The sequence below is a fragment of the Bradyrhizobium sp. SSBR45G genome, assembly GCF_030159255.1.
Classification (GTDB): Bacteria; Pseudomonadota; Alphaproteobacteria; order Rhizobiales; family Xanthobacteraceae; genus Bradyrhizobium.
The window spans coordinates 72886-95225 of the sequence record NZ_BSCT01000024.1; the positions used below are offsets into that span (position 1 = coordinate 72886).

The following is a 22340-nucleotide window of genomic DNA, read 5'->3' on the forward strand; positions in this document are numbered from 1 at the left end:
GGAGGAACGACATGTCCGGAGCTCTGGTCGGTGAGCTGATTCTTTGGCTGATCATCGCGATCATCGTCATCGTGGTGGCCGTCTACATCGTCAACTGGCTCTATCACCGCTCCTCAAAGGAGGTATCGTTCGTCCGCACCGGCTTCCTCGGCGAGCGCGTGGTCATCAATGGCGGTGCCTTCGTGATGCCGTTCATCCACGACTACACCCCGGTCAACATGAACGTGCTGCCGATGGGCATCACGCGCGCGCGGCAGGACGCTGTCATCACGCGCGACCGCATGCGGATCGACATCGAGGCGGATTTCTATGTCCGCGTGCAGCCAACCCGCGAGGCCGTGTCGATCGCCGCGGCCACGCTCGGCCGGCGCACCCTCGAACCGGAGAAGCTGCACGCGCTGCTGTCCGGCAAGTTCGTCTCGGCCTTGCGCTCGGTCGCGGCCGAGATGACGATGGAGCAGATGCACGAGCAGCGCGGCGATTATGTCGGGCGCGTCAAGGCGGCCGCCGCCGAGGCGCTGGCGCAGAACGGCCTGGAGCTGGAATCGGTCGCGATCACCGATCTCGACCAGACCGACCTCGAATTCTTCAACCCGTCGAACCGCTTCGACGCCGAAGGCCTGACCCGGCTGATGGAGGACATCGAGAGCAAGCGCAAGCTGCGCAACGACATCGAGCAGGACTCGATGATCAAGATCCGCACCCGCAACCTGGAAGCCGAGCGCGAGGCGCTCGACATCGAGCGCCAGAGCGAGACGGCGCGGCTGGACCAGGAGCGCGACATCGAGATGCGCCGCGCGCTGCAGCGGACGGAGGTGGCGCGCGAACGAGCGCTGCGCGACACCGAGGCCGAGCAGGCGCAGATCATGGCGCGCGAGACGATCGAGAAGGCACGGATCGCCAATGAGCTGACGATTGCGGAGGCCCGGATCGCCGCCGAGCGCGACACAAGGCAACGCGAGATCGAGCGCACGCGCGCCGTCGAGGAGCGTGAGCTGCTGGCGCGCGAGGATATCGAGAAGGCCCGGATCGCCAACCAGCGCGCCATCGACGCCGCGCGGATCGAATCCGAGCGCGAGGTGCGGCAGCGCGACATCGAGCGCACCCGGACGATCGAGGAGGCAGAGATCGCCGCCCGCGAGGCGGTGGAGAAGGCGAGAATCCAGCAGGATCGCGTCGTCACCGATGCGCGCATCGCCAATGACGAGGAGACGCGCCGCCGCGAGATCGAGCGCACCCGTGCCGTCGAGCAGGCGGAGATCGCCGCGCGCGAGGCCACCGAGAAGGCGCGCATCGCGCAGACCATGATCGTCAATCTGGAGCGGATCAGCTCGGACGAGCGCACCCGCGCCACCGAGATCGCCCAGGTGCGCAACATCCAGGAGGCCGAGATCGAGGCGCAGAAGGCGGTCGAGGCCGCGCGGATCGCGCGCGAGCAGGCGCTGTCGGCGGAGCGCATCGCGGCCGAGCATGCGACGCGCAAGCTGGAGATCGAGCGCAACCAGGGCATCGAGATCGCCGGCATCGCCGCGCGCGAGGCGACCGAAGCAAGCCGCATCGCCCAGGAGGAGCGGCTCCGTGGGCTGGAGATCGCGCGCATCAGGACCGTCGAAGAGGCCGACATCGCCTCGCGCGAGGCGATCGAGGCGGCGCGGATTGCCCAGGAGCTGGCCGTGGCCGCGAAGCGCATCCAGTCGGAGACGGAGACGCGCAGCCTGGAGATCGCGCGCACGGAGGCCGTCGAGGCCGCCGATCTCAGGCGGCGCGAGGCGGTCGAGCGGCGGCGCATCGAGGTCGAGCTGGCGCTGGAGGCCGAGCGCATCGCCTCGTCGCGGACGCGCGAGGTGCTCAACATCGATCAGAAGAAGGCGATCGAGCTGGCCGATGAGATCAGGGTGATCGAGCTCGCCGCCAAGCGCGCCGAGCGCATCGATGCCGATCGGCTGGTCAAGGAAGCCGAGATCGTGGCCCGCAAGCAGGTCGAGACCGCCGACGTCTCGCGCGAACAGGCGCTCGAAGCGGTTCGGCTCGAACGCCGCCGCGCCATCGAGCAGCTCGAGGTCGGCCGGGTCCAGGCGCTGCAGGAGGCCGAGATCGCGGCGCGCGAGGAGGTCGAGCGCGCGCGCATTGCGTCGGATCGCGGTCTTGATGAGGCCCGTATCGGCCGTGAGCGCGAGCTGCGCAAGCTCGAAGTGAACCGGGAGAAGGATGTCGAGACGGCGCTGATGGAGAAGGCCATCGTGCTGTACCAGAAATCGCTCGAGGAATCCGCGGCCAAGGTCGCCGCCGAGGAAGCGCGTACGCGCGCGACCGAGGCAACCGAGAAGGTGATCACCGCGCGCGAGAGCGAGATCGCCCGCCGCCGCAAGACGGTCGAGGTGCTGATCGCCGAGAAGCAGGCCGAAGAGATCCGGATCGGGGCCGAGGCCGAACGCATTCGCGCCGCCGTCGAAGCCGAGGCACAGAAGCTGCTCAACGAGGCCGAGAACGTTCTGACCGACCAGGCGCGCTACTCGCTGTTCCGGCGCAAGCTGCTCGACCGCATCGAGGGCATCGTGCGCGAGAGCGTCAAGCCGATGGAGAAGATCGAGGGCATCCGGATTCTCCAGGTCGACGGCCTGAACGGGAATGGCGGAGGCGGCAATGGCGGCCGCAGCGCGACCGACGAGGTGATCGACTCGGCGCTGCGCTATCGGGTCCAGGCGCCGCTGATCGACTCCATTCTGGCCGATATCGGTGTTGAGGGCGGCAGCCTCGCCAAGATGCCGGGCCTGATCCGCGAAGCCAGGGACATGCAGGGGATCCGCAAGGACACTGCGGCGCGCAAGGACGCAGGCGGCGGTAGCGGCCCTGCCGATGGTGCGCCCTCCGAGCCGCCGGCCGATCGCGGCCCGCGCAAGAAGGGGTGAGGCGCCATGGCGAGGGTCTATGTCTCCACCGTTGTGAGTGCCCGCAACGATCGGGTGTGGGCGCGCGTCCGTGATTTCAACGGCCTGCCGAACTGGCATCCGGCGATCGCCGAGAGCCGGATCGAGGGCGGCGAGCCGGCCGACAAGATCGGCTGCGTCAGGGACTTCCGGTTGCGCAATGGCGACCGCATTCGCGAGAAGCTGCTCGGCCTGTCGGACTACGACATGTTCTGCACCTATTCGATCCTGGAATCGCCGATGGGGGTGTCGAACTACGTCGCGACCATCCGGCTGACACCGGTCACGGACGGCGACAGGACGTTTCTGGAGTGGACAGCCGAGTTCGACTGCGCGCCGGAGCGCGAGGCCGATCTGGTCGCTTCGATCGGCAGCGGCGTGTTCCAGGGCGGCTTCGATGCGCTCAAGCGCGCGTTCGGAGGCTGACGCCGTGCCGCATATCGTCAAGAGCACCATTATCGACGCGCCGACGGGCGCCGTGTGGGAGGTGCTGCGCGACTTCAACGGCCATGATCGCTGGCATCCGGCGGTCGCGACGTCGGCGATCGAGCGCTCGCATAGCTCGGACAAGATCGGCTGTGTCAGGCGCTTCCGCCTCAAGGATGGCTCGGAGCTGCGTGAGCAGCTGCTGGCGCTGTCCGATCTCGAACAGAGCTTCAGCTACTGCCTGCTCGATACGCCGCTACAGTTGTTCAACTATGTCGCGCATGTCCGGCTGCTGCCGGTCACCGACGGCGACCGCACCTTCTGGCACTGGGAGAGCCGTTTCACGACGCGGCCCGAGCAGGCCGAGGTGCTGACGCGCATGGTCGCGGAAGACATCTATCAGGCCGGCTTCGAGGCGATCCGATCGCATCTGAAGCGGGCGGCATGAGGACGAGGTGAACCGATGCCGGTCACGGTGAAGACATTTCAGGCGGTGAGCGAAGCAGCGTCTGCGTTGTCGTCGGACCGCGCCGCGCGCTATCTCGGCGGCGGCACGCTGGTGATGCGCGATCTCAACGAGGGCGACGTCTCGATCGCGACGGTCATCCGCGCCACCGACCGGACCTTGCAGAGCATCGATGTGGCAGGCGCGCGCATCAGGATCGGTGCGGGCGTCACCTTCGCCCGCGTGTTGGCCGAGCGCGATCTCGCCTTTCTGCATCCGGCGGCGCGCTCGATCGGCGGCCCGGCGGTGCGCAACATGGGCACCGTCGGCGGCAACCTTTTTGCGCCGGCGCCGTTCGGCGACTTCACGGTGGCGCTGCTGGTGCTCGACGGCATGGTTGCTCTGCAGGGCGGCTTCGGCGTCAGGGACATGCCGATCGAGGAGTTCCTGCAATCGCGCGATCGCCAGGCCGGTGCGCTGGTGGTTGCGGTGTCCTGCATCAGGCCGGCGTCGGCGGACGCGTTCCGCTATCGCAAGATTGCTCGCATCAAGCCGAAGGGCGGATCGGTGATCACGCTCGCGGCGCATCTTCCACAGAGCGGCGGCCGGGTGACCGGTGCGCGGATCGCGCTGGGATCGATGGCGCCGACCGCTGTTCGCGCCAAGGCGGCCGAGCGCGCGCTCGAAGGCCGGCCGCTCGACGCGAGTGCGATCAGTGCCGCTGCCGCCGCGGCGGCCGAGGGAACGGCACCCGCCGACAATTCGCTGGCCAGCGCGTGGTACCGCCGCGAGGTCGTCGGCGTGCATCTGCGGCGGCTGCTGTCGGGACAGGAGAGCTAGAGCATGGCCAAGACCCCCCTTCAGTTTCGTCACAATGGCCGCGATGTCGCGCTGTTCGTCGACGGCGGCACCAATCTGCTGGTCGTGCTGCGCGAGATGATCAGCGACGTTACGCCGAAATTCGGCTGCGGCCAGGGCGGCTGCGGCGCCTGCACCGTGCTGATCGATGGCGACGCGCTTCTCGCCTGCCTGACGCTCGCCGAGGCCGTCGAGGGCCGCGCGGTCGAGACGCTCGACGGCATCAAGACCGGGCCGAACCTGCATCCGCTGCAGCGCGCCTTTGCCGAAGGCTTCGCCGCGCAATGCGGCTATTGCACGCCGGGCATGCTGATGGCGGCGAAGGCGCTGCTGGACAAGATCCCGCAGCCGAGCCGCGAGCAGGTGGTGGAGGCGATCTCGGGCAACATCTGCCGCTGCACCGGCTACGAGCCGATCATCAATGCGGTGCTGGCGGCAGCCGCGTCGCTGCGCGCGAGCGCCTGAAGGGGAGATCGCCATGCTGGAATTGCGTAAGGACATCTTCGCCGACGAGCGCGACGACAATCTCAACGAGATCGGCAAGGGCACCCAGCGCCAGGACATGCTGGGCCATGTCACGGGCACCTCGACCTACTTCAACGATCATAGACTGCAGGGCATGCTGCATCTGAGGGTCGTGAGGTCGACGCAGCCGCATGCCCGGCTGCGCCGCATCGACACCAGCGAGGCCGAGCGCAGCGAGGGCGTGCGGCGGATCATCCGCGGCAGCGACGTGCCGCGCAACCTCAACACGCTGCTCAGCCTGATCAATTTCGGAAAGGATGACGAGCCGACGCTGGCTATCGACAAGGTCCGCTACAAGGGCGAGCCGATCGTCGCCGTCATCGCCGATACGCCGCGCGCGGCGGCCGAGGCGGCGGCCAAGGTGCGCGTCGACTACGAGACGCTGCCGGCCGTATTCGACGTCGAAGAGGCGCTGAAGCCGGGGGCGCCTGTCGTCAACGAGACCTATCCGAAGAATACGTTCACCTATCATGACCGCTACGATCACCAGAAGCTGCGCTTCGGTGACGTCGAGCGTGGCTTCGCCGGCGCCGATCATGTGCTGGAGCAGCGCTACCAGATGTCGCCGATCGAGCACGCGCCGGTCGAGACCAATGGCGCGATCGCAGCCCCCGACACCAACGGCCGCTACGTCGTCTACACCTCGACCCAGGCGCTGTTCTTCTCACTCGACACCTGCGCCAAGATCCTCGATCTGCCGTCGAACACTTTCCACTTCATCGGCGGTACTGTCGGCGGCGGCTTCGGCGGCAAGGTTGACACCTTGACCGAGCCGCTCGCGATTCTGGCGGCGATGCTGACCGGGCGGCCGGTGCGCTACGTGCTCGGGCGCGAGGAAGAGATGCAGTTCGGGCCGCCGCGCGGCGCCGAGCGGATCTACATCAAGGACGGCGTGATGCGCGACGGGCGCATCGTGGCGCGCCAGATCCGCGCGTATTTCGACTCGGGCGCCTATACACGGCTGTCGAGCTATGCGGTGGTCAAATGCGCCGCGCATCTGCCCGGTCCCTATACAATCCCGAACGTCCATGGCGACATCTACTGCGTCTTCACCAATCGCACGCCGGCCACCGCGATGCGTGGCTTCGGCATCACCGGGATGGACTTCGCGCTCGAATGCCAGATGGACAAGCTCGCGCATCTCATTGGCATGGACCCCATGGAGTTCCGCATCCTCAACGCCTATCGCGACGGCGACATGAAGGCGCACCGGCGCGAGGCCAAGAACACCGCGCTGATCGAATGCGTCCAGGTTGCCGCCGAGAAGGCGAAGTGGCCGATCCGCGACGAGTTCCGCCGGATGTCCTCGCGCAAGGACGGCGGAGGTGTGCGGGCCGCGGTGCCGTCGACGCCGCGCGAACCCGCGCAGCCGCGTTCAGCGCCGGCGCAGCAGCGCACCAGCTATGATCGTGGGCTCTCTGCGCCGTCGCAGCCCGAGCCGCCGCCACCCCCGCCAACGAGCCCGGCGCCATCGCCGGCGCATGGCGCGACGCGGTTTTCATCGGTGTTCGGAACGAGGAGGCGCTGACATGGCCACGCACCGCGGCCGCGGCATGGCGGCCATCAATTATCCGATCGGTATGAATCTCGGCGGCGATCCGAGCCAGGCGCTGGTGCATTCCAATCCCAGCGGCAAGTTCACGGTGGCGCTGTCCTCGATCGATCTGGGACAGGGCATGAAGTCGGTGACGCGGCAGATCTGCGCCGAGACGCTCGGCGTGCCCGTCGAGGACGTCTATGTCGACACGGCGGACTCCGACACCGGGCCGCATTGCATGGGCTCGTTCGCCTCGCGCGGCACCCATCGCGTCGGCAATGCCGTGATGGCGGCGGCCAAGGAGGCGCGCGGCGTGATGATGGAGGCGGCGGCCGAGGAGCTGGAAGTCAACGCGGGGGATCTCGAGACCGACGGCCGCGGCAACATCCACGTCAAGGGCGCGCCGCATCGTTCGATCTCGGTCAAGGACGTCGCCATCGCCGCGCAGTTCCGCCAGGGCAAGACGATCTCGGGACGCGGCATCTTCCTGGTGCCGTTGTCGGACGTCGATCCCGAGACTGGCGAGATGTCGCCGGCCACCTGCTATGCGCATGCCTGCCTCGTCGCGGAGGTCGAGGTCGACGACGAGACCGGTGAGGTCGGCGTCGTCAGGATGGACTCTGCCTATGAGCTCGGGCGCGCGCTCAATCCGCGCCTGGTCGAGCAACAGCTGGTCGGCGGCGCCTGGATGGGGATGAGCCATGCGCTGTATGAGACGACCGAGCCGTACTATCCCGATCCGAAGCAGGGCCCGCGCGACTTCGTCGAATATCTGATGCCGGGGCCCGGCGACATCTGTCCGCACGACATTGCCGTGCTGGAGCGGCCGGCGCCGGATGGCCCGTTCGGTGGCAAGGGCCCCGGCGAGATGTGCGCCAACCCGGTGCTGCCGGCCATTGCCAACGCGATCTTCAATGCCGTCGGCGTGCGCATCGACGAGTTGCCGATCACGCCGGAAAAGGTGCTTCGCGCGATCAAGTCTCAGGGCGGCGCGCGCCCGCAGACGCGGCGGTGACGGCGCATGGTGGTCCGCAGCAACATCGTCGGCATCGACTCGCCGCAGGCGCTGGAAAAGGCGCTGCGCGCGGCCTATTACCTCGCCGATGACGGGCTCTCGACCGCGGCCTATCTGGCGCTTGCGCTCGGCAAGCCGCTGCTCCTGGAGGGCGCGCCCGGCGTCGGCAAGACCGAGGCGGCAAAGGCGATCGCCGCGGTGCTGGCGCGCCGGCTGATCCGGCTGCAATGCTACGAGGGCATCGACGCGGCGGCGGCCCTCTACGAGTGGAACTATCCGCGCCAGATGCTCGCGATCCGCCAGGCCGGCGAGGAGAGCATCGACATCTATGGCGAGAGTTTTCTGATCGAGCGGCCGATGCTGGCCTGCCTGCGCGCGCCTGACGCCACCGTGCTGCTGATCGACGAGATCGATCGCGCCGACCAGGAGTTCGAGGCCTTCCTGCTCGAATTCCTGTCCGACTTCCAGATCTCCATCCCTGAGCGCGGCACAGTGCGCGCCGCCGAACGGCCGGTGGTGGTGCTGACCTCGAACCGCACACGTGACCTGCACGAAGCGCTGCGCCGCCGCTGTGTCTATCATTGGATCGACTATCCCGATGCGGAGCGCGAGGCGCGGATCGTGATGATGCGCGCCTCCAGCGTTGCCGAGGCGACCGCACGCGCTGTCGTCGCGGCGGTGGCGAAGCTCAGGCGTGAGCCCTTGAGCAAGGCGCCCGGCATTGCCGAGGCGGTCGACTGGGCGGAGGCTGCGACGCTGCTGAACCAGACCGGGGCGCGCTGGCCGGATGCGTTCAAGCGCGCGATCGGCGTCGCGCTCAAGGACGAGGAGGATCTGTCCTTCATCGCCCCGCGTCTCGACGCGCTGCTGGCGGAGTCGATGACATGAGCGAGCTTCGCCTGCCCGAGCCGCGCCTGCCAAGGGCTGCCGAGATCTTCATCTCCTTCGCCGCTTTGGTGCGGCGGAACGGCTTTGCGATCGCGCCCGAGCAGACCACGTCGTTTCTCGAAGCCATCGCGCTGCTGGGACCGACCAGTCTGAACGACATCCGCCGCGCCGGGACGGCGACGCTGGCGCCGCCGCCCGAGCGGCTCGCCACCTACAATCTGCTGTTCGACATCCATTTCGGCCTGACCGAGGCGACAGGTCTCAGCGCGGCGGATCAGCAGGACGACGTCGTGCGGTTGCAGGAGGAGGGCGACGGCGCCGTCGATCCCGACATCGCCGAAGAGCAGAACGAGTCCGGTCTGGCGGCGACACGCGCCGAGGCCCTGGTCGCGCGCCGCTTGGCTGCGACGACCGGCGGCCATGCCCTGCAGCGCCTCGCGCGCCAGGCGCGCGCGAAGCTGCCGAAGCGGCGCGGCCACCGGCGCATGCGCGCGCGGCGTGGCAGCTTCATCGACCTGCGCCGAACGATGCGCGAGAGCGTGCGGCGCGACGGCGAGGTGCTGCGCTTGCTGCGCCTGAAGCGGCGGCCGCGGCTGCGCCGGCTGCTGCTGTTGATCGACGTCTCCGGCTCGATGAAGGCGCGCACCGAGGACAACATGCGGCTGGCGCATGTGCTGGTGCAGGCGGTGCCGCAGGCTGAGGTGTTCACCCTGGGCACGCGGCTGACGCGGGTGACGCGTCCGCTGCGGCTGAAGCGCCGTGAACAGGCATTGCTCGCGGCCTCGCACCTCGTCAGCGACTGGGACGGCGGCACCCGGATCGGCGAGGCGCTGCAGGCGTTTCTCGCGGTGCCGCGGTTCTCGACCTATGCGCGCGGCGCGGCAGTGCTGGTGGTCTCGGACGGGCTGGAGCGTGGCGATCACCAGGCGCTCCGTGACGCCGTCAGGAAGCTGTCGCTGCGCGCCTGGCGCCTGAGCTGGCTGACGCCGCTTGCGACCGGGCCGGGCTTCAAGCCGCAGACCGAAGCGCTGCAGGCGATTGTGCCGGATGTCGACGACATCGTTCCCGGCGGCTCGGACGAGGCCATCGTCGCGCATGTTCTGTCGCTGGCGCGGAGGAGGGCGGCATGAACGGCACCGTCGATGCGCATCATCATATCTGGCGGCAGGCTGATCTGCCCTGGCTGGTCGGACCGATGCAGCCGCGCATCTTCGGCCCCTATGAGCCGATCAGGCGCGACTACACAATCGAGGAATATCTCAACGACATCGCCGGCAACGGCGTGACGCAATCGGTCTATGTCCAGACCAACTGGGCGAAGGACGGCTTCGCGGACGAGGCCGCCTGGGTCCAGAGCACGGCGGAGCAGCATGGCTTTCCGCACGCGATCGTGGCCTATGCCGACCTCGCCGTCAGCGACGCGCGGTCGCAGTTCGACCGGCTCGCCCGCTATCCCCTGGTGCGCGGCGTTCGGATGCAGCTGCACTGGCACGACAATCCGCTGTATCGCTTCGCCGCAACTCCCGATCTCTGCAGCGATCCCAACATCCGCGCCAATGTCGCGCGGCTCGCCGATTACGGCTGGTCGTTCGACCTGCAGGTGTTCGCCGGCCAGATGGCGGGCGCCGCGGCACTCGCCGAAAGCTGCCCGTCCGTCACCTTCATCCTACAGCATGCCGGCATGCTGGAGGATCTTTCGCCGGCCGGGCGCGAGCAATGGCGCGACGGCATGCAGCAGCTCGCGGCCCGCAGTAATGTCGTCAGCAAGCTCTCGGGCCTCGGCACCTTCATCCGCCGCAACGACCCTGCTCATGTCGCCGACATCGTGCGCGAGACGATCGGCATGTTCGGTGCCGAGCGTTGCCTGTTCGGCTCGAACTTTCCGATCGAGAAGCTCTGGACGGAGTACTGCGCGCTGATCGCCGCCTACGAGGCCGCGATCGAAGGCCTCGATGCACGCGCGCGGGCGCGTGTGATGGGAGAGACCGCGCGGCGGGTCTATCGGCTCGGATGACGCTGCGCGCAACGACAACAAACGCAACAGGGAACGCTCATGGCGCTGGAAATCAAGGTTCTCGACTATGGTGACATCGAGCTGGAATCGAGCTTCCTCGTGCTCGGCCGCGACTGTGGCCGCACCCGCCGCGTGCTGACGCTCGGCTTCCTGATCCTCGGCGGGCCGTACCCGGTCGTGGTCGATACCGGCTATCGCTCCAACCAGATCATGGAGACGCTGGGGATGCGCGGGCTGCAGTACCATGAGAACATGATCGAGAACCAGCTGGCGCGCCACGGCGTGCGCATGGGCGACGTCCGCTATGTCTGCCACACCCATCTGCACATCGATCATGCCGGCAAGGATGATCTGTTTCCGATGAACACCACGGTGGTGCTGAACCGCCGCGAGCTGGAGTATTCCGTGTCCGGTCTGATGCATCCGCAATATCCGGCGCCCGATATCAAGCACCTGATCGACCGGCTGCACACCAAGAGCGCGCTGCGCTTCCTCGATCTCGAATTGACCGGCCCGATCGAGCTGATGCCGGGCGTCTATTGCGATGCCGCCAATGCTCATACCGAGGGCTCGATGAACATTCACGTTCACACAGCCGACGGCATCGCCACCATCTGCGGCGATGTGATCTACGACTTCAACGATCAGATCGTGACGCCGTTCAACGAGATCCAGGACGCTGAGCCGCGCACGACCGGCAATCACGGCACCTCGAAGCGTGCCGAGAAGGCGGCGATCAAGAAGCTGCTGTCGAGCTCGCGCTATCTGCTGCCGGTTCACGACCGCCCCGCCAAGATCGAAGGCGGGGTCGTGACGGGGCGGCTGCACGACCAGGTGCCGGGTCCGGTCGTGCAGTCGCTGCCGCAGCGGCACTGGTTTCCCGCGTGATTGGCCCGAGGACAGACGATGACCCACGTGACCCTGCGCCCTGAGTTCGAAAATCTGATCGACCCTTACGCACCGGTGGCGCAGGTTGCGACGGGCTTCGAGTTCACGGAGGGGCCGATCTGGCACCCGGCTGAGCAGTTCCTGCTGTTCTCCGACATGCCGGCGGATGTCCGCCGCCGCTGGGACGCGAAGCGCGGCGTGGTCGAGATGCGGCGGCCGTCGAACAAATGCAACGGCATGACCTATGATGCGGATCTCAACCTCATCGTCTGCGAGCATGCGACGTCGTCGCTGGTGCGCGAGCGGCCTGACGGGCGTCGCGAGATCCTGGCGTCGCATTTCGAGAACCAGGAGCTGAACAGCCCCAACGACGTCTGCGTCCATTCCAGCGGCGCGATCTACTTCTCCGATCCCTGGTATGGTCGCATGCCGGTCTATGGCGTGGAGCGGCCGCGCCAGCTCGGCTTCCAGGGAATCTACCGCGTGCCGCCGGGCGGCGGCGCGCCGCGGCTGCTGGTCGACCGCTATCTGTTCGACCAGCCGAACGGGCTGTGCTTCTCGCCGGACGAGCGGCTGCTCTATGTCAACGATACCGTGCAGGCGCTGATCCGCGTGTTCGATGTCGGCAGCGACGGCGCGCTGTCGAACGGCCGCGTCTTCGCCAGCGGCATCCGCTCCGAGCTCGAGCCCGGCGTGCCCGACGGCATGAAATGCGACCAGCGCGGCAATGTCTGGGTGACAGCGCCGGGCGGCGTCTGGGTCTATGCGCCCACGGGCGAGCTGCTCGGCAAGGTGCGCGTGCCGGAGCTCGTGGCCAATCTGGCCTGGGGCGGGCCTGAGTTTCGTACGCTCTATCTCACCGCGACCCATTCGGTCTATGCGATTCAGAGCAAGGTCGGCCCGCGCCATGAGCCCTATATGAGCGCGCGAAGTCGAGGGGCGGCAACGGCAGGTCCTGCGACGTCCAGCTCGACGTCCGCGCCATCGGCGCCGCAGCTGGCATCCGGCGACATGCAGCTCGATCCGCGCCGCTGCGCGATGATCATCCAGGATCTGCAGAACGACGTCATCATGGACGGCGGCGCCTTCGCCGAGTCCGGTGCGCCCGGTCATGCCAAGCAACAGCGTGTCGTCGACAATGTCCGGCGTGTCGCCGAGGTCGCGCGTGCGCGCGGCGTCGTCATCATCCATGTCTGGTTCGTGGTCGAGCCCGGCGCCCCCGGTGTGACCTTGAACGCGCCGCTGTTCGAGGGCCTGGTCGACAGCAAGGCGATGGTGCGCGGCAGCTGGGGCGCAGCGCCCGTGGCGGGGCTCGAGCCGAGGAACGGGGATTTCGTGGTCGAGAAGATGCGGATGAGCGCGTGGGAGGGCACGCGGCTGGAGACCATCCTGAGAGCGACCGGCCGCGACGTCATCATCAACACCGGAGCCTGGACCAACATGTCGGTCGAGCACACCGCGCGCACCGGCGCCGACAAAGGCTACTTCATGGTGGTGCCGGAGGACTGCTGCTCGACCATGAATGCGGACTGGCACAACGCGTCGATCAACTTCGCCCTGCAGAATGTCGCCGTCGTCACGCAGGCCGATGCCGTGATCAAGGCGCTGGGTTGAGGCATGCCGAAGCTGCTTCATCTCGTCGCCTCGCCGCGCGCCGACTCGGAATCCGGCGCTGCCGCGCGCGCCTTTCTCGATCGCTTCCGGCTGGCGCGGCCGGACTGGGACATTGACGAGCTGAACGTGTGGCGGGAGCAGTTGCCGGAATTCGACGGCGAGATCCTGCAGGCGAAATATGCGCGAATGGGCGGGCGTGCTTTCACCGACAGCCAGCGCGCGGCGTTCGCCGTGGCCGAGCGCATGGCCGTGCGGCTCGATCTGGCCGAGCGCGTCGTGATCTCGACGCCGATGTGGAATTTCGGCATCCCTTACAAGCTCAAGCACTGGCTCGACATCATCAATCAGCCTGGGCTCACCTTTCGCTTCGATCCTATCAGCGGCTACCTGCCGCTGCTCAAAGATCGCCCGACCCTCGTGATCCTCGCCAGCGGCGGCGACTTCACCACCGGCATGAGCAGGGGCCGGAGCGATCTGGCCACGCCATACCTGCGCGAGGCGCTGCGCTTCATGGGTCTTCGTGACCTCAGGTTCGTCCCGGTCGGTCCGACCAGCGGACCGGCGCAGCACGCGGCCGCGGCGCGTGATCGCGCGCACCGTCAGCTCGTCGAGATGGCCGCGCGGTTCTGACGTCACACTCACATCGACGCGATCGTCAAAGCTCGGGCCTGATCCCGCGCACCCGGCATGGCGCGTGTCGGGAGTTGGCGGGATCGGCAGCTTTCCATTCCGTCCGACGGCTGAGCGTCGCCCGGACGTCCTGCGCCGCTCGCGGTGACGCGCGCCGCGGAAGGACATGCGCGCTGACCTAACTCCAATACGAGACGATACGACAACGTTGCGACGGTCGCGTGTCGATCTTGCCGATGGCGATCTGCGCTCCTGCCGCGCGGACTATGAAGCAGATCACGCAATCGCGAAAATAATCATTTCGCTAAATCGAAAGAAAAGTGCGGAGGCGGATGACAGCACCCGTAAGTTGTGATTTAGCTACGCCGCCTTCTCCATCTTGCTTGCCCAGGGGGCTGGAATGGACACCGACGTGCTGACCGTGGCCTATTCGCGGGTGAAGGCGATCCTCGACCAAGCCGCCGGCGACAGCGCCGCCGACTATGGCGGAGCGGGGCGGTTCTGGAGCCGAGGCGCGCGGGCGCTGGAGGATGCCGAGGTCTTCGGCATCCGGATGGTCGCGCCGGTGCCTGCCGGGCACGCCTGCTGTCAGCCGGCCCGCGCGCGCAGCGACGCATCCGGGCTGATCAAGGGATTGCGCGGCGAAGCGCCGTTCGACGGCGGCCGGTTTCCGCCGCTGCCGTGGGGCGGGCGCGCCGTGGCGCCGGCGGACATCGCCGTCATTGCCGACTGGATCGATGCCGGCTGTCCTGATGATGCGACCAGCGTTGCGGTCGCGCTCGATCTGCGCGATCCGGCTGCAACGATCCGAGTGAGCGAGATCGCCGAGTTCGCCGTGTCCGCCGACGGCTATCTGCCGGCGAGCGGCGCGGGCGAGCCGCGGCGGCGCATGAACATCGACTGCATGAGCGAGCCGCAGCTCAACCGCCTGCGCCGCGGCTTCCGGCAGCTCTATGCGCTGAACCGCTGGCCGGAGGACCGGCGCAGCTACAACAATCAGGCGCTGATCCATCAGAATCATTGCCAGCACGGTTGGGAGCGCTTCCTGCCCTGGCATCGCGCCTACCTCTACGAGTTCGAGCAGAATCTGCAGGATTTCGAGCCGGGGCTGATGCTGCCCTATTGGGACTTCACGATGCCGGAGTACCGGCCGGAGGAGCCCGACAAGGGCCGCATCATTCCGAATGCGCTGAAGGCGTATCTCACCGTCGAGGCGGCGGAGACGCTGGTCGCGGCGCTCGACCCGGCGCCGACGGCCGAACAGAAGCGGGCGATCATGGCGCTGGCCCAAGAGCGCGCGCTCTTCAGCTCGCAGCACCAGTTCTTCTGCAACCTGATCACCGGGATCGGCTACACGGCCGTGACACCTGATCCCGCCAACGCCAACCGCCAGCGCATCATCGATGCGCTGCTGGAGTCGAATGCGCTGTGGTATCCATTGCGCTATCCGGCCGAATATGCCGGCGGCGGCACCATCAATCAGGTCATCCACTATCACTACCCCTCGGCGGATGACATCGCGCAGATCCTGAGCCTGAACAATTTCCGCGATTTCGGCGGCGGCAGCATCTACGATTCGGCGTTCGGCTTCCTCGACCAGAACCCGCACAACACGATGCACATCTGGACCGGCGGGCAGAATCCGGATGCCGGGCAGGCGGCCTATGTCTGCACACCCAACCACGCCGCCACGGCGGCGCCGCGCTCGCACCAGGAGACGGCACGGCTGCGCGCGCTGACCCTGCGCCGCAACGATGCGGCCCAGATCAACGGCCGCCGCTTTCATGCCCGCTCCGATCTGTACTCACAGCCCGGCCTCGGCGACATGTTCAGCAATCTGACCGCGTCCTACGACCCGGTGTTCTGGCCGATCCACGTCAACATCGACCGCATCTGGGCCGAATGGCAGAAGCTCAATCCGAATGCGCTGCCGGCCGATCTCGATGCGGTGCTGTCGCCGTGGAACTACACGATCCGCGACACGCTGGAGATCGCGCCGTTCGGCTACGAATATGTCCGCAGCTCGCATTTCATGCCGGTCGGGCTGGAGGCGCCGGTCAGCCGCTTCCTGTCACAGCCGATCGACGTGCCGCAGGCCGCGCGCAGCTTCAAGCGCGCCGAGATCCGGCTGCACCAGGTGCCGCAATTGATGCGCTCGTGCTTCGTGCGCGCCTTCCTCAACGATCCCGGCGCCGATGCCGCGACGCCGATCAGGGGCAATCCGCACTACGCCGGCTACATCTCGATCTTCGGACATGGCGCTTGCTACGGCGGGCCCGGCCATTGCGACCTGCCGCCGCCGCAGAAGCGGACCTTCGATCAGCGCGAGCGCAGCCATAACACGCCGCGGGTGCATCGCATCGATGTCACGGCTGCCGCCCGGCATGCGCTCGCCCAGAATGGACCCTTGCAGATCACGCTGGTGGTCATCGGCGGCGACTATCTGGAGGAGCGGGAGCTGCTGAAGCTGGAAGGCGTGTCGATCAGTTTCCTGGATTGAGACATTGCTGGGTTCAGACATTGGCGGGGTAGGAATGGCGACGTATCGAATCCATCCGGGCATCGGCATTGCACGCCTGGGCAACAGCGACACCGAGTTCTACCTCGCGCCGGAAACGCCTGCGGCGCTGCCGCTGGCCTGCGACAGCTTCGGCAATCCGCTGAACGGCCCGGATGGCGTCACGCCGGTGCCGGTCAAGACCTTCAAGGATGCGCAGGGACGCGTGAAGCGGCAGGCCGCGCGTTTCCAGATCTTCGTCTACGACGAGACGTCGCCCGAGGGCCGGCCGCTCCGTGTCGGCGATCCCGTGGAGGGCGGCGGCAATCACGGCGTGCTGGTCGACATCCAATGGCGCGTCTACGTCGCCAACAAGAAGGCCTCCTGGTATCCGTTCACCGAGCTCAAGGGCGAGCATGGCTATGCGCCCGGCAGTCCGCGGCGCAACGCCGGCGTGACGGGGCAGGACCGTGACCTGCTCATCATCGATCCCGGCCCGCGCAGCGTGAACGCAACCACCAGCCGGCGCGCGCATTTCGACCGCTCGGGAGGCATCGGCAGCTATGCCACCACCTTCCCGCCGAAGGGGCTGCAGCCGTTCGACATCGATACGCTCGGCGAGATGATGACTGACGACCATGGACGCCTCATCGTGCTCGGTGGTCACGGCCACTCGGGCATGGACGTCAGCGGCGGCGGCAGTCCCAAGATAGAGGACTATGCCAACACCGACGGCTGGTATGACGACATTTCCGACGGCCCCGTGATGGCGCGGCTGATCATGTATTCGGAGCAGGTCGGCCAGAATCGCTATGTCGACGTCGAGTTTCCGGCGTGGGTCGTGGTCGGCTATCCGCGCTTCGCGCCGCAGATCCTCGACATGATCACGATGGACGAGGTGCTGCACGATCTCTACGTGCGCCAGTTTGCGACCGACACCGGGATCTACGGCATGCTCGGGACCTATGACGATCCGCAGCACATCGACTTTCGCGACGAAGCGGCGCTGCGGCACTGGCGGGCCGGGCGGCTGGCCTGGAATCGCAACTACCGGCCCTGGTTCTACCGCGACATCTGGCCGATCCTGTTCCGGCCGGACGAGTTTCGCTATCTGAACGACATTCTGCAGCAGTCGAACTATCCGCACGACCAGGCCCAGCGCGGCACCTTCGATCCCGATAAGCTGGCGCAGACGCCGCGCCGTACGGCGCTGGCCGGTGATCTGGAAACAGAAGCGGCCGCGCCGGCGCGCGATGCCAGCCAGGGCGAGGCCGTCATGTTGGTCGCGCAGTCGGCCGGTCCCGCGCACCGCTCCAAGGCCGAGGATCCGTATGGGCCGATGCGCCGCTTTCTGTTCGACCTGATGCGGCGCGCCGGCGAGTCCAACTCCTTCCAAGTGCAGGACCGCGCGTCGTCGCGCGTCCATTCGCTGCCGCTGATGCCGCTGTTGTGCGGCGACAATCCGCTGACCAACGAGACGCCGTCGAAATTCCTGCATCTGACCGAATACCAGCTCTTCATTCTCGGACAATGGGCGCGCGGCTGGTTCATCAACGAGAAGGAGGAGGGCTGGCTGCCGACCGGCTACTCGCCGTTCGAGCCGTACCCGAAGACGCCGCCGACGACCGGCCATGCACTCGACCGCGGCGTGCTCAGCAACGTGCTTGGCGGCGCCTTCTGTCCGGGCGGCGAGCTCGGCTGGGTGATGCGCAACCCCTCGATCTACTGGGCGCCGTACCGCATCAAGGCCGACCGCAGCGTCTCGGATTTTCTGCAGAGCGCGGCCCAGGCCAACCAGTCGCAGGGCAGCGTGATCGCGGACTACACGTTCAATGTCGAGCAGCCGCTGAGCCAGGACAACGATTTCGACACCGGTCTGCAGCCCGGCGACCTGACCAAGTACATGGGGCTGCCCTGGCAGTCCGATTTCAACGAATGCACGACGCAGCCGATCAACATCACCTATGCCGACTGGAACAACCTCTATCCGGACAGCGATGGCGACGGGCGGCTGCGCCGCGACGAGAAGACCTGGACCACGCTGTGGTGGCCGGCGCACCGGCCGTTGCAGTCGTTCGAGATTGCCTCGATCGACGACGGCCAGCCGAACTATGTCTGGACCACGTGGAGCCGCGGCATTCCGCAGATTCCGGTCGGTGATCTCAAGATGGTGACCGAGTGGTCGAAGCTCGGCTTCATCGTGCGCAATCCCTACCAGCCAGGCGCCAAGGCGGCCGACGATCTCACCTACAAATACATCAGCGTCGAACGGACGGCGGACCGCGCCGATCCAGCAAGCGAGGCATCATGAGCGACAATCCTTTCGTCGGACACTGGACCTATCGCAGCCTGCTCAACGATCCCGACGTCGGCACCGCCTTCAACGATCTCGAATTCGGGCGCGGCACGATCGAGATTCTCGATGCGCCGATGCAGCTGCTGGCCGGCACGATCGGCGGCCCCGGCTGGTCGCTCGCGCTGAAGGGATCCCGCGCCTATGGCTCGCCGATGCAGGTCCGCTTCCAGGGCGTCGGCATCGTCAGTGGCGAGCAATGGATCTATGATTACTGGGGCTCGCTGGTGCCGGCCTGGCCCAATGGCGTCGACCAGCGGCCGGCGATCGTCGGCTCGGTGATCCGCACCATCCCGCACAGCGGCGGTGCGCCCGGCACGGTGGCGCCGGCCGGCGTCGTCGCGTCGTTCTACGCCGTGCGGGCCGGCTGATCTTGGCCGCGTTCGACATCATCGTTGCAGGGGCAGGGCCCGCCGGAGCCGCCGCGGCCCGCGCGCTGGCGCTGTGCGCCCCGGAGCTGCGCGTGGCGGTGATCGCGCCCGATGCATCGTGTATCGCTGGCGATGCGCGGCGCGGACGCGGTGAGGTGCTGTCGCCGCTGCTGCAGCCGGTGCTGCGTCAGCTCGGGCTGTGGCAGGGCTTCCTCGCGCAGGGTTTCGCGCCGTCGCATCGGACGCTGGTCTCGTGGGAGGAGAGCGGCCTGAGGTCGAGCGAATGGCTGCTGATGGCGCGCGGCCCGTCCTGGCGCGTCCCGCGTGCCGGGTTCGATGACTGGCTCTCGTCCGAGGCTTGCGGTGCGGCGAGCCGTATCGACGCCAGGGTCGCTGGTCTCGCGCGCAAGGCCGATGGCTGGTCGGTCGATTGCGATGACGGCGGCCGCCATTCGGCCCGGCTGATCATCGATGCGTCCGGCCGTGGCCGCGCGCTCGCCGACCGCCTGGCGCGGCGGGCGAGGACGCGCGATCGTCTCATTGCGGCCTATGCCGAGGCGACGATGTCCGGACCGGCGGCGCCGGAGCTGCTGGTCGAGGCATGCGAGGACGGCTGGTGGTACACGCTGGCGCTCGATGATGGCCGGCGCGCCTTCGCCTGCATGACCGACGCCGATCTTGCTCATGATCTCGGGCTGAACACTGCCGACGGTTGGCGCGCCGCGCTGGCGAAGACGCAATTCGTGTCGGCCATCGCCGGCAAGATCGTCGCCATCGACGCACCGCGGCTGGTGGCCGCGGGCACGCGCGCTGCGGCGGCGACGGTGGGCTTCCGCTTCCTGTGCGCGGGCGATGCGGCCAGCGCCTTCGATCCGGTCTCGGGGCACGGCGTCGTCAAGGCGATGCGCTCGGGCGCGTTTGCCGGCTACGCAGCGAGCGACTGCCTCGCCCGCGGCGATGCGGCGGCCCTCGACCGTTATGGCGCCTTTGTTGCGCGGGAGGCCGCGGCCTACATGACGACGCTGAGCGAGCATTATCAAAGCGTGTCGCGCTGGGCCGAGCGCCCATTCTGGCGGCGCCGGCGCGCCGGCACGTGTTGATCAATTTATTGCAGTTTCTTTTTTGAACGACAGGACGGACACCATGATGAAAAGCATTGCGCGAATTGGTCTCGTCGTCGCCGCGCTTGGGCCGATGCATGCGGCATCGGCCGCACCGACGCCGCGGGCGTTCGAACCCCCGCCGAGCCTGCCGGGACAGAACGAGGTGGTGCAATTGGAGGCGGCGACCGTGGCGCCGCCGTCCGGCGGCTGCCGGCCGCAGGGCTCGATCTCGCGCCGTGGAGCGATCGTCTCGGTGGTGCTGAACTTCGTGCGCGGCCGCTTCTTCATCAACAACCCAGATCCCACCGATCCGCAGCCGGACGGCATGGATCCGGTCGAGCTGCGCTCCTATGGCGGCTGCAAGTCGGGCCCCGCGATCGTCGTCAAGCCGGGCGACACGTTGCGTGTCGACCTGATCAATCAACTGCAGAAGGATGATCCGAGCTGCCTTCCCAATCCGCCGTCGGGGCTCGGCCTGCCGGACCTGGTCGGCTGCTTCAACACCACCAATCTGCATACGCATGGGCTGCACGTTTCTCCGGCCGGCAATGGCGACAACGTCCTGCTCAACATCGCGCCGCAGACGAAGTTTCCGTACGAGATCAACGTGCCGGCGGATCACCCGTCGGGAACGTTCTGGTACCACGCCCATCGCCACGGCTCGACCGCGGTGCAGGTCGCCAGCGGCGCCTCCGGCGTGCTGATCGTCAAGGGCGACCGTCCCTACACGCCGCCGACGCCGCAGAACCCGAAGCCGATCGCCGATATCGACACCGTGCTGCACGGTGTGAACGGCGCGCCGATGAAGGAGCAGATCTTCCTGTTCCAGCAGATTGCCTATGCCTGCTTCGCTAATCAGCCGGGGCAGGCCGGCGGTCCCTGGCAGCAGATCTACACCACCAAGGGGCTCTACAACGTCAACAGCTCCGCCGACGTCGCCAACGCGCCCTGGATCTGCCCGCTGGCAAGTCCGGGCAATCCGGTCAGCCCGGGCGTGGTCGAGAATTTCGGCCTGCAGCTGGACTCCGCGACGATCTGGGACACCAATGGCCGCTTCACCAGCGTCAACGGCATCGTGCAGCCGACCCTGACGGTGCCGGCCGGAGAGATCCAGCGCTGGCGCTTCGTACATGCCGGCATCCATGACACCGTCAACGTCCAGATCGTGCGCGCGACGCCAGTGGGGGCGACAAACCTGATCGCGACCTCGGCGCTCAGCGGCAACCGGCAGCAGCAGCAGACCGACCTGCTGGCCGCCTGCAATGCCAGCCCGGACACGCTGATCCCGCAATTCGAGATCGCCTCCGACGGGCTGACGCGGACCAGGGTGCGCACCGTGCATGCGTCGCAGGTCGGCGGCGTGCTCGAATCGAACTACATGCAGCCCGGCTATCGCAGCGACGTCCTCGTCGTCTTCCCCTCGGACGGCGACTATTGCCTGCTCAACCAGGCCGCGCCGCCGGCGGAGCGCGTGTCCAACGGCAACGGCGGCGGGCAGGGTCCGTCGACGCCGCAGCTGCTCGCCTACATCCACGTCCGCGGTGGCCAGCCCGTGAGCGGCGACCTGCAGGCCTATGTCGGGACGACGCTGTACGATGCCAATCCGACATTGCCGGAGCCGGTCCGCGCCGGATTGCGCGCCGGCGACCTGCGGCCATGGGCGCCGTTCGAGATGCTCGCGCCGCCGGCCGTCGGCAGCCAGGAGCAGCAGGCGGATTTCGCGATCAACTTCCCGGCCTTCACGGTGAACGGCAAGTCCTATGATCCGGACGTGGTGAACTTCACCCGCGAGGTCAACACCACCGACGACTGGCTGCTCACCGCGCAGGGCGAGCCGCACATCTTCCACATCCACGTCAATCCATTCCAGATCATCGACGTGACGATCACCAATGCCACCGGCCAGCGCGTCTCGATCTACAACCCCGACGGCACCTGCCGGCCCGACATCGTGCAATCCGACAAGCAGCAGCTGGCCAACCAGTATTGCGGCATGTGGCATACGTTCCGCGACACGATCATCGTCGAGAACAACTATCAGATCCGGGTCAGGACGCATTACGACCGCTATATCGGCGAGTACGTCCTGCATTGCCACATCCTTGACCACGAGGACGCCGGCATGATGGCCAACATCGCCATCGTCCCGGATCTCAACGCGCCCGGCGGTGGCCTGAAGATGACCGGCATGCGTCACAGCAAGGCAGCGGGCCAGCCCGCGCCCCACAAGCATTGAGCCGGGCAGGGGG

Annotated in this window: 18 protein-coding genes; all 18 read left to right on the top strand. The window is 67.3% G+C overall.

From position 1 onward, the window contains the following. Positions 1 to 11 precede the first annotated feature (11 nt). A complete protein-coding gene (locus tag QQL87_RS24560) occupies positions 12 to 2909 on the top strand; it encodes a flotillin family protein (RefSeq protein ID WP_284421331.1) in 2898 nt (965 codons plus the stop codon). Positions 2910 to 2915: 6 nt separating this feature from the next. Next, on the top strand, positions 2916 to 3353 hold the full coding sequence (locus QQL87_RS24565; protein WP_284421332.1) for an SRPBCC family protein: 438 nt from the start codon (positions 2916 to 2918) through the stop codon (positions 3351 to 3353). Between the two features lie 4 nt (positions 3354 to 3357). After that, positions 3358 to 3801, top strand: a complete 444-nt coding sequence (locus QQL87_RS24570) for an SRPBCC family protein (RefSeq protein ID WP_284421333.1) — start codon at positions 3358 to 3360, stop codon at positions 3799 to 3801. Positions 3802 to 3816: 15 nt separating this feature from the next. Further along, positions 3817 to 4638: an FAD binding domain-containing protein gene (locus QQL87_RS24575; protein WP_284421334.1), complete on the top strand. Its 822-nt coding sequence runs from the start codon at positions 3817 to 3819 to the stop codon at positions 4636 to 4638. Between the two features lie 3 nt (positions 4639 to 4641). Then, complete coding sequence (locus QQL87_RS24580; protein ID WP_284421335.1) at positions 4642 to 5121, top strand: (2Fe-2S)-binding protein; 480 nt, start codon at positions 4642 to 4644, stop codon at positions 5119 to 5121. A 13-nt stretch (positions 5122 to 5134) separates the two neighbouring features. Then, on the top strand, positions 5135 to 6709 hold the full coding sequence (locus QQL87_RS24585; RefSeq protein WP_284421337.1) for a xanthine dehydrogenase family protein molybdopterin-binding subunit: 1575 nt from the start codon (positions 5135 to 5137) through the stop codon (positions 6707 to 6709). Position 6710: 1 nt separating this feature from the next. Further along, complete coding sequence (locus QQL87_RS24590; RefSeq protein WP_284421338.1) at positions 6711 to 7733, top strand: xanthine dehydrogenase family protein molybdopterin-binding subunit; 1023 nt, start codon at positions 6711 to 6713, stop codon at positions 7731 to 7733. 6 nt (positions 7734 to 7739) lie between these two features. Continuing rightward, a complete protein-coding gene (locus QQL87_RS24595; RefSeq protein WP_284421339.1) occupies positions 7740 to 8621 on the top strand; it encodes an AAA family ATPase in 882 nt (293 codons plus the stop codon). 11 nt (positions 8622 to 8632) lie between these two features. Continuing rightward, a complete protein-coding gene (locus tag QQL87_RS24600) occupies positions 8633 to 9751 on the top strand; it encodes a VWA domain-containing protein (RefSeq protein WP_502871212.1) in 1119 nt (372 codons plus the stop codon). Beyond that, complete coding sequence (locus QQL87_RS24605; protein ID WP_284421343.1) at positions 9748 to 10635, top strand: amidohydrolase family protein; 888 nt, start codon at positions 9748 to 9750, stop codon at positions 10633 to 10635. Before QQL87_RS24600 ends, QQL87_RS24605 begins: the two co-directional genes overlap by 4 nt. A 39-nt stretch (positions 10636 to 10674) precedes the next feature. Further along, positions 10675 to 11523 (top strand): MBL fold metallo-hydrolase, encoded by an 849-nt coding sequence (locus QQL87_RS24610; RefSeq protein WP_284421344.1) that lies wholly within the window; start codon positions 10675 to 10677, stop codon positions 11521 to 11523. An 18-nt stretch (positions 11524 to 11541) separates the two neighbouring features. Then, a complete protein-coding gene (locus QQL87_RS24615) occupies positions 11542 to 13137 on the top strand; it encodes an isochorismatase family protein (protein WP_284421346.1) in 1596 nt (531 codons plus the stop codon). A gap of 3 nt (positions 13138 to 13140) precedes the next feature. Beyond that, positions 13141 to 13767: an FMN-dependent NADH-azoreductase gene (locus tag QQL87_RS24620; protein WP_284421347.1), complete on the top strand. Its 627-nt coding sequence runs from the start codon at positions 13141 to 13143 to the stop codon at positions 13765 to 13767. A 400-nt stretch (positions 13768 to 14167) separates the two neighbouring features. Then, positions 14168 to 16267, top strand: coding sequence for a tyrosinase family protein (locus QQL87_RS24625; protein ID WP_284421348.1), 2100 nt, complete (start codon positions 14168 to 14170; stop codon positions 16265 to 16267). Between the two features lie 34 nt (positions 16268 to 16301). After that, positions 16302 to 18575, top strand: coding sequence for a LodA/GoxA family CTQ-dependent oxidase (locus QQL87_RS24630; protein WP_284421349.1), 2274 nt, complete (start codon positions 16302 to 16304; stop codon positions 18573 to 18575). Continuing rightward, positions 18572 to 18988, top strand: a complete 417-nt coding sequence (locus QQL87_RS24635; RefSeq protein WP_284421351.1) for a hypothetical protein — start codon at positions 18572 to 18574, stop codon at positions 18986 to 18988. The genes QQL87_RS24630 and QQL87_RS24635 overlap by 4 nt, the downstream gene beginning before the upstream one ends. Before the next feature lie 2 nt (positions 18989 to 18990). Next, entirely contained in the window at positions 18991 to 20088 is a 1098-nt protein-coding gene (locus tag QQL87_RS24640) for an NAD(P)/FAD-dependent oxidoreductase (RefSeq protein ID WP_284421352.1), read from the top strand. 43 nt (positions 20089 to 20131) lie between these two features. Continuing rightward, the gene (locus QQL87_RS24645; protein ID WP_284421353.1) at positions 20132 to 22327 is read left to right on the top strand and encodes a multicopper oxidase family protein; all 2196 of its coding nucleotides are present in this window, start codon (positions 20132 to 20134) and stop codon (positions 22325 to 22327) included. The last annotated feature ends 13 nt before the right edge of the window (positions 22328 to 22340 follow it).

Excerpts from the sequence above, each read along its gene's own strand:
- QQL87_RS24620 (WP_284421347.1), top strand. The coding sequence starts at position 13,141 with ATGCCGAAGCTGCTTCATCTCGTCGCCTCGCCGCGCGCCGACTCGGAA.
- QQL87_RS24595 (WP_284421339.1), top strand. The coding sequence starts at position 7,740 with ATGGTGGTCCGCAGCAACATCGTCGGCATCGACTCGCCGCAGGCGCTG.
- QQL87_RS24575 (WP_284421334.1), top strand. The coding sequence starts at position 3,817 with ATGCCGGTCACGGTGAAGACATTTCAGGCGGTGAGCGAAGCAGCGTCT.
- QQL87_RS24565 (WP_284421332.1), top strand. The coding sequence starts at position 2,916 with ATGGCGAGGGTCTATGTCTCCACCGTTGTGAGTGCCCGCAACGATCGG.
- QQL87_RS24630 (WP_284421349.1), top strand. The coding sequence starts at position 16,302 with ATGGCGACGTATCGAATCCATCCGGGCATCGGCATTGCACGCCTGGGC.
- QQL87_RS24625 (WP_284421348.1), top strand. The coding sequence starts at position 14,168 with ATGGACACCGACGTGCTGACCGTGGCCTATTCGCGGGTGAAGGCGATC.
- QQL87_RS24635 (WP_284421351.1), top strand. The coding sequence starts at position 18,572 with ATGAGCGACAATCCTTTCGTCGGACACTGGACCTATCGCAGCCTGCTC.
- QQL87_RS24585 (WP_284421337.1), top strand. The coding sequence starts at position 5,135 with ATGCTGGAATTGCGTAAGGACATCTTCGCCGACGAGCGCGACGACAAT.
- QQL87_RS24605 (WP_284421343.1), top strand. The coding sequence starts at position 9,748 with ATGAACGGCACCGTCGATGCGCATCATCATATCTGGCGGCAGGCTGAT.
- QQL87_RS24590 (WP_284421338.1), top strand. The coding sequence starts at position 6,711 with ATGGCCACGCACCGCGGCCGCGGCATGGCGGCCATCAATTATCCGATC.
- QQL87_RS24580 (WP_284421335.1), top strand. The coding sequence starts at position 4,642 with ATGGCCAAGACCCCCCTTCAGTTTCGTCACAATGGCCGCGATGTCGCG.
- QQL87_RS24610 (WP_284421344.1), top strand. The coding sequence starts at position 10,675 with ATGGCGCTGGAAATCAAGGTTCTCGACTATGGTGACATCGAGCTGGAA.
- QQL87_RS24560 (WP_284421331.1), top strand. The coding sequence starts at position 12 with ATGTCCGGAGCTCTGGTCGGTGAGCTGATTCTTTGGCTGATCATCGCG.
- QQL87_RS24615 (WP_284421346.1), top strand. The coding sequence starts at position 11,542 with ATGACCCACGTGACCCTGCGCCCTGAGTTCGAAAATCTGATCGACCCT.
- QQL87_RS24645 (WP_284421353.1), top strand. The coding sequence starts at position 20,132 with ATGATGAAAAGCATTGCGCGAATTGGTCTCGTCGTCGCCGCGCTTGGG.